This is a genomic window from Allorhizocola rhizosphaerae, from assembly GCF_003426775.1.
Taxonomy (GTDB): Bacteria; Actinomycetota; Actinomycetes; order Mycobacteriales; family Micromonosporaceae; genus Allorhizocola; species Allorhizocola rhizosphaerae.
This window is the reverse complement of record NZ_QJUG01000027.1, coordinates 1-15,488: the sequence shown is the minus strand read 5'-3', so window position 1 is coordinate 15,488 and position 15,488 is coordinate 1. Positions and strand designations below refer to the sequence as shown.

The following is a 15,488-nucleotide window of genomic DNA, read 5'->3' as shown; positions in this document are numbered from 1 at the left end:
CGCCGTTTGTCGCGGGTTCCGGGACATACCCGGGATGACCTTGAGAGCATTTTCCCAGGTCGAGAAGCGAAAAGGCCGGTCCCGCCTTCCGCAGAACCGGCCTCAGCATAGCGGGCTAGCAAGGTAGCCCGAGCCCGTCCTCTATTCGCTTATTCATGATCGCCTCGTCACCGTCGATGCACTTCGCATAGATCTTCAAGAGCACCTCAACCGACTGCCCCGCCCGCTCCGCCACGTTCGTCGCGGGAACACCGGAGTTGAGCCACAGCGACAGGGCAGCATGCCGGATGTCGTAGGGCCGCTTGACAAGAGGCGAGAGCACCTGGGCCTGGGTGAGAGCCAGCTTGCGCGCCTCCGTCCATACGCGGTTGTAGGTGGTTTGACCGACCACCCCGCCCGTTGGGCTCTGAAACAGCCGTCCGTCCGCCGCGACGCCGAAAGTCCCGACGTGCCAGCGGAGGAGCTGAACCAGGATCGGCGGGATAGGCACCGGGCGTGTCTCGTTGTCGGCCCGATGCTTCAGGCCGCGTTGGTCGTGACGTTCGCCGGAGTCTGTCCACTTCTTCCCGGCCTCGGTTTCGTTGTTGGCAAGGGTCAGTCGGCCCCACCCGGAGTCGGGGAGATAGCAGTCCTGTTCCCGTAGTCCGGCGACCTCGCCGGGACGCATCCCCGCGAAGTACATGCAGGCGAAGAACGCCACCAGTCGCAAGCCGCGATCCTTGATACGGCCACCGATCGAAGCGACTGCGATCAGGAGCGCCACCATCTGAAGCGGGTTTGCGACGACACGCCGGTCTACGGCTTCCGTGATCTTCGTCTTGCGCTTCGACTTGATCCGGAGACGATCCAGCGGGTTGCTGTCCAGGTGGCCCAGCTCGATAGCGTATTCAAGCAGGTTGTAGAAGATGACCCGCTTGCGACGCCGGGTTTTTGGAGCCGCCGCCGTCCCATCCAGCTTCTTGCCGAGCTCATCGAGAGCGTCCCGGACAATGGCAACGTCCGCGAGCGCTTTGATGGGTAGCGACGCGTCCTCAATCCACCGGATCGCGTCTGCGGCCTCGGGTGTGCCGGGTAGCTCAGCGCCAGGAGTGAGGAATGCGCTCAACGCAGCGCGTAGCACCTTCGGATCCGGACGGCCGGCATCTTGCTTGACCAGCGCTATCACTACGCCGACAACGGATTCGATGATTCCCCGGCGAGAGTTCGCCGCCGCGTCTGGCCATTTGGCCTTCACATACGTTTGCGCGAACGCGAAGACCGTTTCACCGGCAGGTTTTGGCTGCATCGATTCCGGCAGGCCGGTTTCCACGTCGAAGAGTTCACCGGCCGATACGGCCTTCTTCAGGTCAGTTCTGAAGTTGTCCGCGAGTGCCCTGCTCGCGAACGACCTGGAAGACTCCTTGCCGCCGACCGTCCACCGGACGATGTACGACTTCTTCTTCGTAACAGGGCTGACGCGGGTTTGGATATCGTAGATCTTTACCTGTCGGCTGGTACTCATGCAGCCGCCTCCCGACGCCGCTCCAGCCAACGCCGCAGATCCCGGCGATAGACGCGCAGTTCGTTGTTGGGCAAGCGGATACAGTCGGGAGCCTTGCCCGTCTCCCGCCACCGGTAGAACGTCCTCTTCGACAGCGGCTTGAGGATCTCGCATACCTCGGGAATCGTTAACAGGTCGTCATCACTCATTGCCTTCCTCCCCGTTGTTGATCTCGTTTGCCGAAACGGTTGGTGGGTCGTCGCGTAGCTGCTGGAGTTGGGCTTTCCACCGTTGGCGTTCGGCGATGGAGCGCAGGATGCGCACCCGCACGGAGGGCACGTCCGGGTCGTCGGGTTTGGCGAGTTCGAATGTGTACCGCGAGCCCGTATCGGCCGACTGCTGCTCGTCGTCGGCTAACGCTCCGGATAGGACGGTGCGGATCCAGTCGCGTTGGTCTGCCCTATGGTCGGCGAGGGTCTTGCCCGACCATTGGCGCGAGATGAGCACCCGTCGTCCGGTGAAGCCGAGCGTGCGTTCCTGGTGGACTTTGCCCGTGCACCGTCCGGGCACCAAGCCCGGTTTAGCCTTGTCCGGTTGGACGCCGTAGAGCAGCCAGTTGGCGCACCGGGGCGAGCAGGGCAACACCGCCAGTTCCGACCGCAGCCGATCGAAGTGTGCTTGCTGCTCCTCCGACCCGACCGGGGCATGCTCGACCAAGTCTTTCGTCAGGTATTTGGTCACGTAGCGGATCGACCGCTCAGCATCACGGGTGCCGTGCTCGATGCCGCGCGGATCGACCTTGCCCAACCGCACCACACACGCCGGTTCGGCTTCCTCCTCGGTGGTCGCCTTGATTGCCTCGGCCCAGGCCAGCAAAGGCTCACCCGTCTTCGGATCCACATAGGACCGCTTGTCGGTATCCCAGATGGGTGGTTGCTCGACGTTGAAGCGCATGGTGTCGAACGGTGGCCACCACACCTGGTGGTAGGTAGCGGCGGCCACCTGGTGCATGAGCTTGCGCGGCATCGTGCCCCGCACGGCGAAGTGAGCGTGCGGTGCCAGCCGTTTTTGGAGCTCGACCGCCCCGGCATATTGCACCTTCCAGCCGACCGCCCGGCGTAGGTTCTGCCAAAACCGGTCGAGCAGGGCCGCGAAGTGGATAGCGTCGATCGCAGCCTGACGGTAGTCGTACGACTGCGGGTCAAGCGGCGTGCCCAGCAGCGGATCGCGTTGCCCGTGCAGGGTTCCACACTCGCATGGCACCAGCCGACCCCGCCGAGTACGCGCGCCCGTGTGCACCTTGCCATGTGAGCCGAGAGTGACTGTCAGCAGCGTCGACGGCCGGAACGTCCGGCCATCCTTGGCCGCAAACGTGCGCCCAACCGTACGATCGGCCACCGGCAGCCGAGGCAGCTCGGCCGCATCAGCCCGTCGTCTGGTCGACCGCGACAGTGGTTTCTTGCCGTCCCGGCAGGCGACCAGCCGCCCCCGCACCCGACAGCCGGCTAAATCCTGGTCTACTTCGGTGATCGCCTCATCGATCGCGGCAAGCTCGGCCTGACGCTCCTCCGGCGTCATCTTCTCGGTCATCAGCTGTGCCCGGTCGAACTCCAGATGCGCCCGCGTGGAGACGAGAGCGACAACGTCATCGGCCGGTCGCTCCGGGGCGGGCGTGGGTTCCTCCGCCAGGTGCCAGCCCTCGCGGATCTGCTGTATCCGCAACCGCCGATTCCGTTCCGCGCACGGCTTGCACTGCGACGCCAACCGGGCACCACACGGCACGTCGATGACTTCGGTAACTCCGGTGTGGGTGTCGGTGCGCCGGATCGCCAGCGGGCGCACGCACACCCCGAACGATTCGGCCACATCGCGCAGCACGTTGTTGGCCATGGGCATGCGCATCCGGTCGGCCCGTGACCCCGGCCGAGGAGTGCTCGGCCCGGCCGGGGCAACGCCGTCCAGTGGTAGGACGGTTTGGGTCATCGGGTCACCATCCCGATCAACCCGGTTGTGTCACGTTGACCGTTGGCCGACACCGGCATAGGGACCAGTTCCGCTGACACAACCTCCTCGCTGTGATCGCCGGTCCTGATTGGAACCGGCTCTGTACCGCCGATCGGGCCGGGTGTCTGCGACGCCGGTTCGGGTGTCTTGCCGAGCACGAGCTTGGCCAGGGCCGCGAACGCCAACGCTGGCACGACCGAGACCAAACCGCCCCAGAAGCCGGGTTTGGCCACCGCCAACTGTGCTGTGATCGACAACGCGAGCGCGGCAACCAGCAGGACAGCCGGGTAGACGACAGACTGTCCCGCCTGACGTCGCCGCCGCATCACCAGCAGCGAAGCGACAGGAACCAGCTCGGCGATGACCGCGTTGGCCCAGCCGAACCAATCCCCGGTCGCCGCCGGACTGTTGTCCATGGTCCAGTCGTGCACATGGGTAAACGACGCCGCACCAGCGAACCCACCCACGGTCAGCAGGATGACCACCAGGACGATGCCCTCAAGGCGTTGACTTGTAGAGGCTTTCCGATTGAGGCTCACCGGTTCACCACCCATCCCGGTCCGCCGTCCGAGTGCGGTGCGGCATAGTGCGCCGCCAGTTCGGCGATGTCGGCATCGGTGTGGTACGGAAACCGAATCTGCTCCGGGGTAGGATCACCCTCCAAAACCATGTACCCCTTGCCCGGCAGTGACTTCGGGATCTGGTGACAGGCCGCCCCCCGGTCCAAGGCGTCATCATCGAGAATCAGCGTGACCTCGCTCTTCTCCACCAGCCGCAACGCGATCCGGCTACCGAACAGGTTACGGAACGGAAGGATCTCCTTACGCGGATCCTGAAGCGCCGCAACGACATGCACCCCGATCGCCCGGCCCTGCGACAGAATCAGCGACATCGCAGCATTGATCCGCTCCTTGAGCTTCTTGTCCGTCACGTACGAGGTCAGCGCCCCGAACTCATCAATGACGATGACAATCGCCGGTTCATCCGTCGTGGCGATGTGCGTTCGACCCCGGCCCCGCTGCTGGGCCTGACGCCGCTTCATCAGCTTCACCAGATCCTCAAGAGCTCCGGCCATCTCGTCCGGGTCGCCGTAGTAGAACCGGTGAAACAACGCCTTACCCGGCTCCAGCTCAACTCCGCCCTTGGGGTCGAAGGCGTACACCTGAACCCAACCGCCTCGGATCGCCGAGGCCAGTGCCGCCAGGATCGCCCACAACACCGCGCCTTTGCCCACACCGGACGCACCGGCGATCAGCACGTGTGTGATGACGCTGATGCACACCTTTCGGCCGCCCGCACGCACTGCCACCGGCAGCGCTGACAGATCGGGCACAGCCGCAATCGGAAACGGCACAACGGTTTTCGCCAGACTGTCGCGCACCCGAAGGTGCAGCACCACTCGGTTGCGCGCCCACCTGCTTTCCACCGGCCGCACGGTGCATGTGTCGGCGTTGAAGGTGTGTGCGAAGTTTTCCGCCTTCTGGCTCCACTGCTGTGGAATCTGACCGTTGAGCATCCGCACCGTGACGAGGTCGCCTTCACCGTCACGGCGAACCTTGACAATCGTGGGGTAGTACTTGGCTGCGGCGAAGCTCATCGCCAGGCCGAGGTTGGCGCAGGTGGCGTGCCAGTTCTGCTGGTAGATCCGCCAGCGTCGCCACTGGGCCAGGTAGAACCAGCCCAGCCACCGCCAGAACGATTCCCGCGCCCTCCACCACCACAGCAGCAGCCCAGCGACAACCAGCCCAGCGATGCCGGCGCTTACCCACCAGTCATAGGCCAACCCCAGATAGGCGAGTGCCAAGGCAGGGATACCGGCATACCCGAACCGGTACAGCGCGAGATTCAGCGCCACACCAACGCCCTTGACCAGCGCCTTAACGACTCGGTACGGCCAATACATCCACCACGGCACGCGGATTTTCGGCCGCAGTAGCACACCGCTGGTGAACAGTTCAGGGTCCGGGTACCTGTCCCCTACGACAGTGGGCATCAGCGGTCACCGCCGTCCGACCGCTCATCGCGATGGCCGTTGACACCCAACGGCTTGCGGGCTATCCGGGGAGCCCGGACTGTTCCCCAGCGCTCTTGTGCCGTCTGCTTGGTGATCCCCGCCCGTGCCCCGATCTCCGACCACGAATAACCGAACTCCCGCAATCCCGTCACCGCGTCGCGGATCGCATCGTCCACCTCACCGGCGAACGCGAGCAGATCCGACAGCGCCTCCACATCGCCATGCGCGACCCGCCGCGCGAACGCCTTCACAATCCGCCTAGCGAACGCCGCGAACTCCTTGTTTCCCACCGTTGCGCGTGACCGATTCACCGTCAGGTCCGACCTGACGCCGTTCTTCACAGCATCCGCGTGCCTCACTGGGCACCTCCAGCACGCCCCGCACGGACACGAGCCGACCGGTTTGCCCGCGCCACTCGACGGAACAACCGGCGCGTGCACTCATCGCACACCGCGTATTGCGGATCCCAGTCCGAAGCATCCACCCACAGGCCACACTGGCGGCACTCGATCGACACCACCCGGACGAACCCATGACACCACCACGACCCCACCCGAGCCGACGCCCGGTCTACCCTGCCCAGGATCTTCGAGACAGCCGTAATCTTCACTGATCGTCACCCCCGCCGTTCACGTCCGTGTTGAGTTCGGCGAACAGCAGCACCCGCACCCCGCGAAAGTTCTCGCGGCGGGCACGCAGCATCACCGTCCATGCCCCGTTGCTGTCCGAGAGTCGTTTCGCCGCAACGAATTTGCATCCACCGCTGAAACGAGGCCCGACGCTCGGCATCCGTCCCACAGCACACCCGACCGGTCAAGGTGCCGCTTTGCCCGACGGTCCACACGAGCTGTGGCAACCCCGCGCCGCCCGCCTCCATAAGAAGATCAGTCAGCAAATCCGCCGCGCGCCGCTGAACCCGGTACGACAGATAGCGATCTCTGGCGGCTTCATTCCCATCTACCGGAGTTGAGCCCTGACGCACCTTGGCGCCACGCAGGAAGTCGAACGGTTCCAGGCTCTGTGCGCGCTGGTAGACCTCGATGGCAGCCCCACCAGGGTCGCCGGAGCCGGGGTACACCCGCGCCTCAACCAGCGAGGCCAGCAGCACGGCACCGTGCAGCACACACCCGGTCGTCTCCCCGCCGGTCAGATCTACGATCCTGACCGCCTCACGTGAACCCTCGCAGCCGCGGGCATCCTCGGCGTGTGCCGCAGCGCAACGATCTACAATCGACACGACAAACCCACCCTTTCCAAGGATCGAAGGTGTTTGTTGGAGTCCGGGACGAGCGGTCCGCCAAGACATGAGCTCGTCCCGGATGCGAAACCTTTCAGGAGCCCTTCTTCTTGCTGGAAGCCGACCCAAACGGGACCATCGCCGACGCCCTCACCGACCAGCCCTGACGCGCGCCGCACCGATGCGGCATGCTCCTGCCCGTGCACTTGCGGTTGTCCACCCACGGAGTCAGCACCACATCGGTGAACTCGACCTTGGCCGGGTAGCCCGGCACCTGAGACTCAGGCGGAACCGGCTGATGCTCCGCTGTGATCTTCACCTTCACCTCACGCGAGCCCCCGAACTTGCCCGCCTGAGAGTCAAGGTCCGTCACCTTGACTTCCCACACACGCAATCCGGTTTCCTTGTCCCGCTCCTGCGGGTCGCCATCACCGGATTTGCGCTTGTCGAAGTCGATGACCGGCTCGACGCTGTGAAACAGCGCCCCCTCCGGAAACACCAGCTCCGACGCAACCGGAACCCTGATTGAACCTGGAATCACGATCTTCCTCCTGCTATGCGCGGCATGGACGCCGAGGCACCATGCCCTGGTATCAACTTCTGAACATGTCCATCATGTTCAGATCTAGCGTCCCGAAACTTCGCCTTGCCGTCAAGACGTTGCATCTAGATCCTTTGCCGCTCTGGTTTTCTCCAACACCGGAGTGCGTCGATGCTTCGAGGATGCGACGACGCGGAGGGACGGGATCAGGTCACGGCTGGACCTCTTCGAGATGTCTGGCCTATGGTTGTCACCTGGTGGGACGTCCGGATGTGTGTGGGGGATGGATGCGGAACGATCGCTTGCGCTCTGCGCTGCTTGAGCGCGGCTATACACCTGCTCAGTTCGCCGAAGCGGTGGGCGTGGATCCGAAGAGTGTGGAGCGGTGGATCGGCGGTCGCCTGCCGTACCGGCGCCATCGATACGCCATAGCGGCCAAGCTGGGCCTTGATGAGGCGTACCTGTGGCCCGATGCGTTGACTCGGGGTCAAGTCGCCAGCGCCTCCGAGAGCGAGATCATCAACGTTTACCCGCACCGATGGACCGTCCCAACGGACCTGTGGCGCAGCCTCTTCGAAGGGGCCGAGCAGGAAATCGGCATCTTCGTCTACAGTGGACTGTTCATCGCCGAGGACGCCGGGATTCTTCGCACGTTGCGCCAAAAGGCCGAGGCAGGTGCGAAGGTGCGCATCCTGCTCGGCGACGCCGACAGCGAGGAGGTCGCCCAACGCGGCGCCGACGAGGGCATCGGCGACACCATGGCCGCGCGCATCCGAAACGTCATCGTGTTGTATCGACCGTTGCGCAACGTCGCAGGCATCGAGTTCCGCACGCATCGCACGGTTCTGTATAACTCGATCTACCGGGCCGACGACCAACTCCTTGTCAACACCCACATCTATGGCTTCCCCGCCGCCCAAGCCCCAGTACTGCATCTTCGCCGTGTCGCGGGCGGCGACATGGTCAGCACGTACCTGGAGTGCTTCGACGGCGTGTGGGACAGCGCAAGCCCACTGGAATGAGGTTGCCCCACATGGCCGGCCGCATCGACTTCTTTGACGATCCCGCAGCGCCCAAGGCCAACAGCGTCGTCCCGTCCGCCAATGTGGTCGTGGTAAACGACTCCGGCGAAATCCTGATGATCCGCCGTGCAGACAACGACAACTGGGCCTTGCCGGGCGGCGCGATGGACCTCGGCGAGTCCTTACCCACCACCGCTATCCGGGAGACCGCCGAGGAAACCGGCGTACACGTGGAAATCACGGGCCTGGTCGGCATCTACACCGACCCACGCCACGTCATCCTCTACACCAGCAACGGCGAAGTCCGCCAAGAATTCTCCGTCGTCTTCACCGCACGGCCATTGTCAGGAACGCCCACACCGAGCGACGAATCCCGCGAGGTTCGCTGGATCGCACGCGAAGACCTCACAGCCCTCACCATGGACCGCTCCATGCGCATGCGCATCAACCACTACCTCACCGCACCGGGCAGCGCTCACCTTGGCTGACGACTGGGTCACCGCAGCCGCTGACATCTTCTCCGCTGTGGGCACAGTGGGCGCTTTCGTCATCGGGTTCGTCCTGCTGCGTGGCGAACACCGCCGGGAGGCGGATCGAGCCGAGGACGAGCGACGCGCCCAGGCCGCCCGCATCAGCGCCTGGGTCGAGGCATACCGCAAGCCTGACGGTGGCCGCGAAATCGCCTTCCACATCCACAACGCCAGCGACATGCCGATCTATGAGGTCGAAGTACCGCTTCCGACAGCGTCCAATGAGGAACAGTCAGAGTTCATTGGACTGGTACCACCAGGGCAAACAGTCCGCCGTGCCGCCCCCACGGAATGGTTGCGCTCGTACGTCGATCCTGAACCCGTACAGATCGAGTTTCTCGACAGCGCCGGCCGACGCTGGACCCGCGACGAACAGGGCAAACTCGCTCGCACCGAACCCGACGACTAACGCCGTTGCGCAACCGCCGCGCTGACCAACCGCGCCGACCGCTCGATTTCGGTCCGAGCCTGCGCTATCGATTCGGCCACAATAGACCCTTTGCCGTACCGCCCAAGAATCTCGCGCAGCCTCTGCTGCACATCGACCGGCTCGCCCCGCGGACTGGTAGTCATGTCGCAGTAGGTCAAGGCTTCCGCCACGAGCCCGCCGACCGGAGGGAACTCGGCTACAAGCTCGGCCGCCAAGCTGCGCTTCCCAGCCTCGATCACCGCGCACGAGTGGTGCGCCACCAGCCTGCACAACCGCTCATCGGCTCGCTGCTTATCTCGCAGGTAACGCGCACCGTCCAAGGGATGAAAGCCTGTCTGAGCGAGGCCGGGCGCATATCCGATGTCGTGTAGCCACGCGGCGCAGATCAGCGTCTCGGCATCCTCGTCCACGATGTCCGCGATGGACTCCGCCGCACGCGCCACGCCCTGCGTGTGCGCCCAGCGAGTCGGTAGGGCCTCAGCGAGCAACTGTCGTGCCAGGTCGCGCGCCCACGCTACATGTTCCACACGTCCGAGACTATCTGAGCAGGCGATCACTTGTTCCGCACGTAGCGACCTTTCCCATGGACCGACTCGACCAGGCCGGCCCCCTCAAGCTCCGCCAACGCGTGCCGCGCCGTCCCCCGCGCCACACCATACATATCGGACAGTTCCGACTCGCTCGGCAGCGCATCACCGGGCCGCAACTCCCCAGACTCCATGCGCCGACGAAGATCCATGGCAATTTTCTGGTACCGAGGAACGGCGTCCGCTTTCCCGCCGGGATCAGCCACCACGCGCCCGCGACCGGGCAGCGCCTCAACCAGGCCCTCTTCGGCCAATACATCCAGCGCCCGCCGCACGGTATTGCGTGCCACGCCGTACTCCGCAGACAGCGCCGACTCAGAAGGCAACAGCGAGCCCGGCTTCCAATCACCGCCCGCTATCTTGGCACGCAGAGCTTCCGCAATAGCCGTATACGCGCCCCACGCGGTCGCCCGTGGACTCACCTTCACCTCACCATCTGCCAACGCCTCGCCTGAGCGTAGTTTCTCAGCCCAGCATCACGCAGAGCACCACGCCACCCCGGCCCCGGCTACAGGGACACGCCCCGCCCCGCCGCCCGCGACAACACAGACGCCAGGTCCGACGCGACCCCACGCGTCACCCGCCCAAGCTGAACGAAGCCCACCCCATCCGGCCCGCTACCGCTGGTCAGCATCGGAAACGCCCGGCCCACGTCGAACCCGACATCCTCCAACGCAAGCGCCAGGCGGTCCGCCACCTGCTGCACGTCCCGCTCATCGCTGCCAGCCAGCGACCCCTGCTCATCCATCTGATCTCCACTCACACTCAGTCCCGTCGCCGACAGTCTCCGACCAAGGTCACCATGTCGGTACCACGTCTGAGGGACGTCTTGGTACGTCTTGGCTAAACTGGGTCGTCGCCGCCGTTGCTCGGAAGGCCGCCAGTGAGACACCCACTTGCCCGTGCACTCGCCACCGTCGGACTCGATGCCGTCGACGTGGCCGCGCGTCTGGGTGTCGATCCGAAAACAGTTCAACGCTGGTGCTCCGGCCGCGTACCCTACCCTCGCTACCGCACCGCCCTGGCCAACCTCACCGGCTGGACCGTGCGCGACCTCTGGCCCAGCACCGTGCGCCCGCCCCAGCCCACAACAACACCCGACGAACTCGGCATCACCTATCCGCACCGCTCCGCCGTGCCCAACGACGTATGGCGTCGCCTTTTCGCCAATGCCCAGCACGAAATCAGCATCCTCGCCTATAGCGCACTCTTCCTCGCCGAGGATCCGATACTCCTACGCTCGTTGAAAGACAAGGCCCACAACGGTGTTCGGATACGCATTGCCCTCGGCGACTTCGCCGGCCCGCAGGTAGCCCGCCGCGGAGCCGACGAGGGCATTGACGACATCATGAGTGCCAAAATCCGCAACTCACTGGTGCTCTTCCGACCACTCACAAGTGAACCGGGCGCCGAACTTCGCCTCCATGACACGGTTCTCTACAACTCCATCTACCGCTCCGACGACGAACTGCTCGTCAACACCCACATCTACCGCTTCCCCGCAGGTCACGCCCCCGTGCTTCACCTACACCACAGCCGCCCGGACGGCATAGCATCCATGTACCTAGATTCCTTCGAGCGAGTATGGGCGCATGCTCGACGTATCGCGTAACAGGCCGCAGCCTCCGACGAACGGATCGTCCAGGCGTGCCAGACCCGAATCGTCAGCGGCAAATCGTCGGTGTAGCGTCAACCGTCTGCCGAGACCATGTCGGCCTCCTTCGTCAGGCGCTGATCCATCTCGTCGGAAATGGCAAACGCCAACACTTCACCGACCCGAGTCGTCAAGCCCTGCACGGTCTCCGCAAGCAACGTCAGCCCCTGCTGCAAAGCCTCCTGACCCTGCTCCAGACGCTCGACCCTCTGGAACAGGGCAGTATCGCGCTGCAGCAGCGCCGCCTGACTCTGCTCCAGCTTGGACAAGCTCTGCCCGATCTGCGACTGACCGACCCCCAAACCGGCAAGACGCGACTCGATCCGCGCGATCTGCATCTCGACTTTGCTGGACGTCATGACCTGGATACGCGCCAGGCTGACGAGACGGTCGTTCACCTTCTCAAACCGCTCGTCGGTCCAGGCCGCGTGGACGGCAAGAGTCTCGTTGACATCACGCACCGCCTTGCCCACGGTTGCCGGGCCGACATCCGACTCCGCGATCACCTCGTTGATCGCCTCATCGACTCTGTCGGTCCTGCGCTTGATCTCATCCATGTTCACTTCTCCGTTGTCCTTCCTATCTTTGAAAGCTGTCTGTCGAAGGCAACGGGGATGCCCCACGGGCATCTGCCTTCTCGACATGGCGGACCCCGGTCTCAGGATGCGACCACAACGACCGGGAGCCGTCTTTGCCACCCAGCACATTGAGCAGCTGCCTCAAAGTCTTAGCCATAGTCAATTGGCGATATACCGCCTCCGTGAGGACGTCCCAGGACCTCCAGGCCGTCCCCGCCACGTACGCCGACCCCGGCAGCACAACGGACAAAGCGCTAACGGAACTTTGCCTAGCTTCGGTTGATCCTTTACCTAACGGAACTTTGATTGCCGAATTGTTCTCTTCAGGATCAAGGCGGCCCTACGGGCCGCAACGGCCGGGCCAGCGGCCTTGGCCTTCGGCCGGCCGCGCCCGGCCAGCACCCGTACCGATTCCCTGTAGCAGATTCCGCACCACATCCGTGCCGTGCTCGTCTTCGCCAACGATTACCACGAACACGCCGCCCTGGGCGTCCTGAATGAGCCCTACGCCCGCATCAGCATCTCTTGGCGCTTTCTGGCCAGCGGTGAACCGGTGCCGGGGTGAAGATCAAAAGATTTGAAGATCTTTATTTACCACGCGCCGCTGGACTCACCCTCCCAGCTCCCGCGGAGGACCGGTCGGCCGTGAACGGCCTCCCTGCCAGATCCGGGGGTGGCGAAAAGCAAACCCATGCCTCCGGCGGGAGCGCTCCGGCCTCCGGGAAGTGGGACAACCCTTCCCGCCAGCCCACGACCCGGGCGAAGCCGAGCAGACCGCGCCGGGGTGCGGAAGGTCGTTCAGCCGTAGGGTGCTCCACCTTCCGCACCCCGGCGCGGCCCGCTCCCACAAACGTGCGGGTCGAGGGCCGACGGGAAGGGATGGAGATGGCGCAGTCCCGGTACATAGGAATCCGACAACTAGCGCATACCTGGTCGATGGCTGAATCGATCTCACCTCGATAATGAAGGAATGTCGCTGTTAGGGCTACCCTCTCCGTCGCCGTCTGTCGGCCCCACGGGATTCTCGTTGGAGAACTATCCCGTCGCAGTGAATGTCGTACTGGGTCTCATCACGCTTGCGTCTGTCGTCGTGGCCATCCTCGCTCGACGCGATGCCCACCGTTCCGCCAGGGCTACCGAAGCAGCAGCGCGAGCTGCGGAGACATCAGCGAGCGTAGCGAAGCAGGCGTTCGACGCCTCGATGGCGCCCCAGTGGGAGGCAGTGGGTGCCACTCAAGTCGACGGGTCGGGTCAAATTGCTGTGGGTATTCGCTTAGTCGGACCGCCGGGTCTGAACCTGCTCGAACGTATCTGGATCACGGTTTGGGGCGACGAGCACCTACGGCCCTGGGACGGCGAACCCTTAACCATGGAACAACGGGCTGAGGCAGTGTGGGGACCGTACAAATTCTCACCCGGCTTTGAAAGGGAAGCCTCGCTAGGTCATGTCGCTGGCCCGTTCGCGATGGTACGAGGCGCACCTCTGGTTCTTGACATGCAGCGCAGCGACCCGCCACCTCGCTACACGAATGTGACAAAGTGGAGAAAGCGCTATGAGATCACTCCCATCCGTCTCCTGATCTCAGTCGAGCGTGCTACTGGCCACGAAGACCTTGTGATCCTTGAAGTTCGAAACCCGGACGGCACGCGCCCTCGTATGCGTCGTCTTTAAAGAGCCACTTCTCACCGAGTACGCTGGTCTTCCGTGCCGCTACGGGCCGCCTCCGCCGCGGTTTCCAAAGATTTGACGGTGCATAAAACGCCACGTGCTTGGGATTTATTGCGCGCCTCACACCAACGGTGCCATGAGATAGTTGCACAGTGCCAACCCCACGTTTGATCCTTCGCATCGCATGTCCTTGGTGAACGGAACCTTGCTGACGTCACCATATCCGAATCCAATCCAGACTGGACACGCGATGGACTTCTGGTCGCACCAAGACCTACTCTTCTGGCGGCGCTTCCTCCCCGTGCCGCGACTCATCGGTGTTCTTCTGTTTCTGCGCCTCCTCGACCATCGCGCTGAGGGCGTCCGCGATGGCACGATCCCGCGCCCCGGACCGGTGCAGGTAGATCAACGCCGCTTTGGTCGAAGCGTGGCCCATCCTGTCCATCAGGTCCGGCGTCCAGGATGGGAGGCCATCCCACCGACCATCGACCCGGGCGAGCCGAGCCGGAACCTGCCGGCCCGCGCAAGGGCAAGTCACACACGATCGGCAAGCCGACCCTTGCGCGGGCCGGCAGAACCCGGCATCCCGGTGGGCGGGTCGACGGTCGACGGGATGGCTCGCAGGTCACCCGCCCTGTTGATAGGAGGTGAGGTATTGCGGGTGGATCCATCGGTAGCGGCCACGGTCGTTGACCCGTTGCAAGCCACCGAATCCGGGGTCTTGTTCTTTGACGATTTGGTGAAGTCTGCGTATGGACGCCTCATCGAGCTCATGTCCGGTGCCGTGTCTAGAGACGACAACGGTAGCGTCCTCGGTGGACGCGTCGGGTTTAGTGGCGGTGGCGAGTCCTTCAATGGTCTTTTCCGCGTCGCCCAGTTGGTCGCTGATGGCCGTCCACGTCTTGGCACTGTCGGGCAGAGCGACGTCGAGCAGGCCGGTGAGGGGCAGCACGCTGCGCAGCACCCTAGAAATGGCGGTCAGCAGCGGGGCTGCCTTGATCAGCCAGTCTTTGGGAACAGTGATGACGTACACGCCGACGGTGGGGTCGTTGTCGAGCAGGTGAAGTGGTCGGCGGGAATGTTCACACCACAGCGTGATACGTATCCTGACATGGGTCCAGCCGGGCTCCAACACGGTCCCGGGTTCTCGTTGCACGGTGATCAGACGTGGGCCGTCGCGGGCGGGATCGTCCAGGGCGTTCATGAGCTCGCGGTAGCGCAGATCGATAACGTCTGCCAGTTCTCGGATGTGCTGGCTTTGCTTGGTCAGCTCGTCGTGGGTGGCGTAAGCCAGTTGCAGCATCGGGGTGAACTGCTCGGACATTACCGCGGCCACGGCTTCCACCAGCCGTTCCTGGGTGTTGAGAGGCCGGGTGACCACGTCGAGCATCAGCGAGTCGATGTCATGACCTTTAAAGCAGCTGCTACACGAGATTTCTGTACCTCGACCGGCTTTGACATTGATGAGGGCTTCGGTGTCGAAGACACCTTGGCCTGGCCGGTCGTCAGGGCACCGTTCGGCGCAGGGAACCATCACCCGCACTTCCAGGCCCTGCCAGAAGTCCTCGACGTAGGCGCGGATGTCTTCAGTCAGGCGGGCTAGAAGGTTGTGTGGGTAGGCAGCGCGGACAGTGACGGTGATGTGATTGCCTTCCATAGTGAGCAGGGCACGACCGTGTAGCCCGTTGTCCAAAAGTAGGCCGTGTTGCCAGTGCACGCTCCGGTGGTGGTCTTTGACGCCG

16 protein-coding genes and 1 pseudogene are annotated in these 15,488 nt (G+C 64.0%); 4 read left to right on the top strand and 13 right to left on the bottom strand.

What is annotated here, in order from left to right:
* Positions 1-115: 115 nt before the first annotated feature.
* The 7 genes and pseudogenes from DM816_RS07950 to DM816_RS07915 all read right to left on the bottom strand — a co-directional run bounded on the left by DM816_RS07950 (position 116) and on the right by DM816_RS07915 (position 7,276).
* Positions 116-1,501 carry a tyrosine-type recombinase/integrase gene (locus DM816_RS07950; RefSeq protein ID WP_117209496.1) on the bottom strand — a complete coding sequence of 462 codons (1,386 nt, stop codon included), beginning with the start codon at positions 1,499-1,501 and terminating at the stop codon, positions 116-118.
* Positions 1,498-1,689 (bottom strand): helix-turn-helix transcriptional regulator, encoded by a 192-nt coding sequence (locus tag DM816_RS07945; protein ID WP_117209495.1) that lies wholly within the window; start codon positions 1,687-1,689, stop codon positions 1,498-1,500. The genes DM816_RS07950 and DM816_RS07945 overlap by 4 nt, the downstream gene beginning before the upstream one ends.
* A complete protein-coding gene (locus DM816_RS07940; protein ID WP_117209494.1) occupies positions 1,682-3,463 on the bottom strand; it encodes a replication initiator in 1,782 nt (593 codons plus the stop codon). The genes DM816_RS07945 and DM816_RS07940 overlap by 8 nt, the downstream gene beginning before the upstream one ends.
* Positions 3,460-4,023: a DUF2637 domain-containing protein gene (locus DM816_RS07935; RefSeq protein ID WP_425455225.1), complete on the bottom strand. Its 564-nt coding sequence runs from the start codon at positions 4,021-4,023 to the stop codon at positions 3,460-3,462. The genes DM816_RS07940 and DM816_RS07935 overlap by 4 nt, the downstream gene beginning before the upstream one ends.
* Entirely contained in the window at positions 4,020-5,477 is a 1,458-nt protein-coding gene (locus DM816_RS07930) for an FtsK/SpoIIIE domain-containing protein (RefSeq protein WP_117209493.1), read from the bottom strand. The genes DM816_RS07935 and DM816_RS07930 overlap by 4 nt, the downstream gene beginning before the upstream one ends.
* A gap of 83 nt (positions 5,478-5,560) precedes the next feature.
* A pseudogene (locus tag DM816_RS07925) lies at positions 5,561-5,839 on the bottom strand (hypothetical protein); the annotation flags it as partial.
* A 990-nt stretch (positions 5,840-6,829) separates the two neighbouring features.
* Positions 6,830-7,276, bottom strand: a complete 447-nt coding sequence (locus tag DM816_RS07915; RefSeq protein ID WP_117209492.1) for a hypothetical protein — start codon at positions 7,274-7,276, stop codon at positions 6,830-6,832.
* Positions 7,277-7,563: 287 nt separating this feature from the next.
* Between DM816_RS07915 and DM816_RS07910 the strand changes: the two genes are divergently transcribed.
* The 3 genes from DM816_RS07910 to DM816_RS07900 are packed head-to-tail and all read left to right on the top strand — an operon-like array spanning position 7,564 to position 9,237.
* Positions 7,564-8,298 carry a helix-turn-helix domain-containing protein gene (locus tag DM816_RS07910; RefSeq protein ID WP_117209491.1) on the top strand — a complete coding sequence of 245 codons (735 nt, stop codon included), beginning with the start codon at positions 7,564-7,566 and terminating at the stop codon, positions 8,296-8,298.
* Positions 8,299-8,309: 11 nt separating this feature from the next.
* On the top strand, positions 8,310-8,786 hold the full coding sequence (locus DM816_RS07905; protein ID WP_117209490.1) for an NUDIX domain-containing protein: 477 nt from the start codon (positions 8,310-8,312) through the stop codon (positions 8,784-8,786).
* A complete protein-coding gene (locus tag DM816_RS07900; RefSeq protein ID WP_117209489.1) occupies positions 8,779-9,237 on the top strand; it encodes a hypothetical protein in 459 nt (152 codons plus the stop codon). The genes DM816_RS07905 and DM816_RS07900 overlap by 8 nt, the downstream gene beginning before the upstream one ends.
* On the opposite strand, the gene DM816_RS07895 is transcribed toward DM816_RS07900, so the two are convergent.
* From DM816_RS07895 to DM816_RS07885, 3 genes are all read right to left on the bottom strand, one after another.
* Entirely contained in the window at positions 9,234-9,785 is a 552-nt protein-coding gene (locus tag DM816_RS07895) for an HD domain-containing protein (RefSeq protein ID WP_117209488.1), read from the bottom strand. The genes DM816_RS07900 and DM816_RS07895 overlap by 4 nt on opposite strands.
* A 26-nt stretch (positions 9,786-9,811) precedes the next feature.
* On the bottom strand, positions 9,812-10,267 hold the full coding sequence (locus DM816_RS07890; RefSeq protein ID WP_117209535.1) for a GntR family transcriptional regulator: 456 nt from the start codon (positions 10,265-10,267) through the stop codon (positions 9,812-9,814).
* Between the two features lie 86 nt (positions 10,268-10,353).
* Positions 10,354-10,593, bottom strand: a complete 240-nt coding sequence (locus DM816_RS07885) for a hypothetical protein (protein ID WP_117209487.1) — start codon at positions 10,591-10,593, stop codon at positions 10,354-10,356.
* Positions 10,594-10,728: 135 nt separating this feature from the next.
* Here DM816_RS07885 and DM816_RS07880 point away from each other — a divergent pair, with 135 nt between their 5' ends.
* Positions 10,729-11,457 (top strand): XRE family transcriptional regulator, encoded by a 729-nt coding sequence (locus tag DM816_RS07880; protein ID WP_117209486.1) that lies wholly within the window; start codon positions 10,729-10,731, stop codon positions 11,455-11,457.
* A gap of 77 nt (positions 11,458-11,534) precedes the next feature.
* Here DM816_RS07880 and DM816_RS07875 read toward each other — a convergent pair whose 3' ends face one another.
* The 3 genes from DM816_RS07875 to DM816_RS07865 form a co-directional block, all read right to left on the bottom strand.
* Positions 11,535-12,056, bottom strand: coding sequence for a hypothetical protein (locus DM816_RS07875; RefSeq protein ID WP_162907216.1), 522 nt, complete (start codon positions 12,054-12,056; stop codon positions 11,535-11,537).
* A 1,964-nt stretch (positions 12,057-14,020) separates the two neighbouring features.
* The gene (locus DM816_RS43655) at positions 14,021-14,182 is read right to left on the bottom strand and encodes a hypothetical protein (protein WP_211588587.1); all 162 of its coding nucleotides are present in this window, start codon (positions 14,180-14,182) and stop codon (positions 14,021-14,023) included.
* 189 nt (positions 14,183-14,371) lie between these two features.
* The coding region (locus tag DM816_RS07865) for a hypothetical protein (protein ID WP_211588584.1) at positions 14,372-15,488 on the bottom strand (1,117 nt) is incomplete at its 5' end.

Bases quoted from the DNA above. Each gene is read 5' to 3' on its own strand.
- DM816_RS07950 (WP_117209496.1), bottom strand. From the start codon at position 1,501: ATGAGTACCAGCCGACAGGTAAAGATCTACGATATCCAAACCCGCGTC.
- DM816_RS07945 (WP_117209495.1), bottom strand. From the start codon at position 1,689: ATGAGTGATGACGACCTGTTAACGATTCCCGAGGTATGCGAGATCCTC.
- DM816_RS07940 (WP_117209494.1), bottom strand. From the start codon at position 3,463: ATGACCCAAACCGTCCTACCACTGGACGGCGTTGCCCCGGCCGGGCCG.
- DM816_RS07885 (WP_117209487.1), bottom strand. From the start codon at position 10,593: ATGGATGAGCAGGGGTCGCTGGCTGGCAGCGATGAGCGGGACGTGCAG.
- DM816_RS07930 (WP_117209493.1), bottom strand. From the start codon at position 5,477: ATGCCCACTGTCGTAGGGGACAGGTACCCGGACCCTGAACTGTTCACC.
- DM816_RS43655 (WP_211588587.1), bottom strand. From the start codon at position 14,182: ATGGGCCACGCTTCGACCAAAGCGGCGTTGATCTACCTGCACCGGTCC.
- DM816_RS07910 (WP_117209491.1), top strand. From the start codon at position 7,564: ATGCGGAACGATCGCTTGCGCTCTGCGCTGCTTGAGCGCGGCTATACA.
- DM816_RS07875 (WP_162907216.1), bottom strand. From the start codon at position 12,056: ATGGATGAGATCAAGCGCAGGACCGACAGAGTCGATGAGGCGATCAAC.
- DM816_RS07905 (WP_117209490.1), top strand. From the start codon at position 8,310: ATGGCCGGCCGCATCGACTTCTTTGACGATCCCGCAGCGCCCAAGGCC.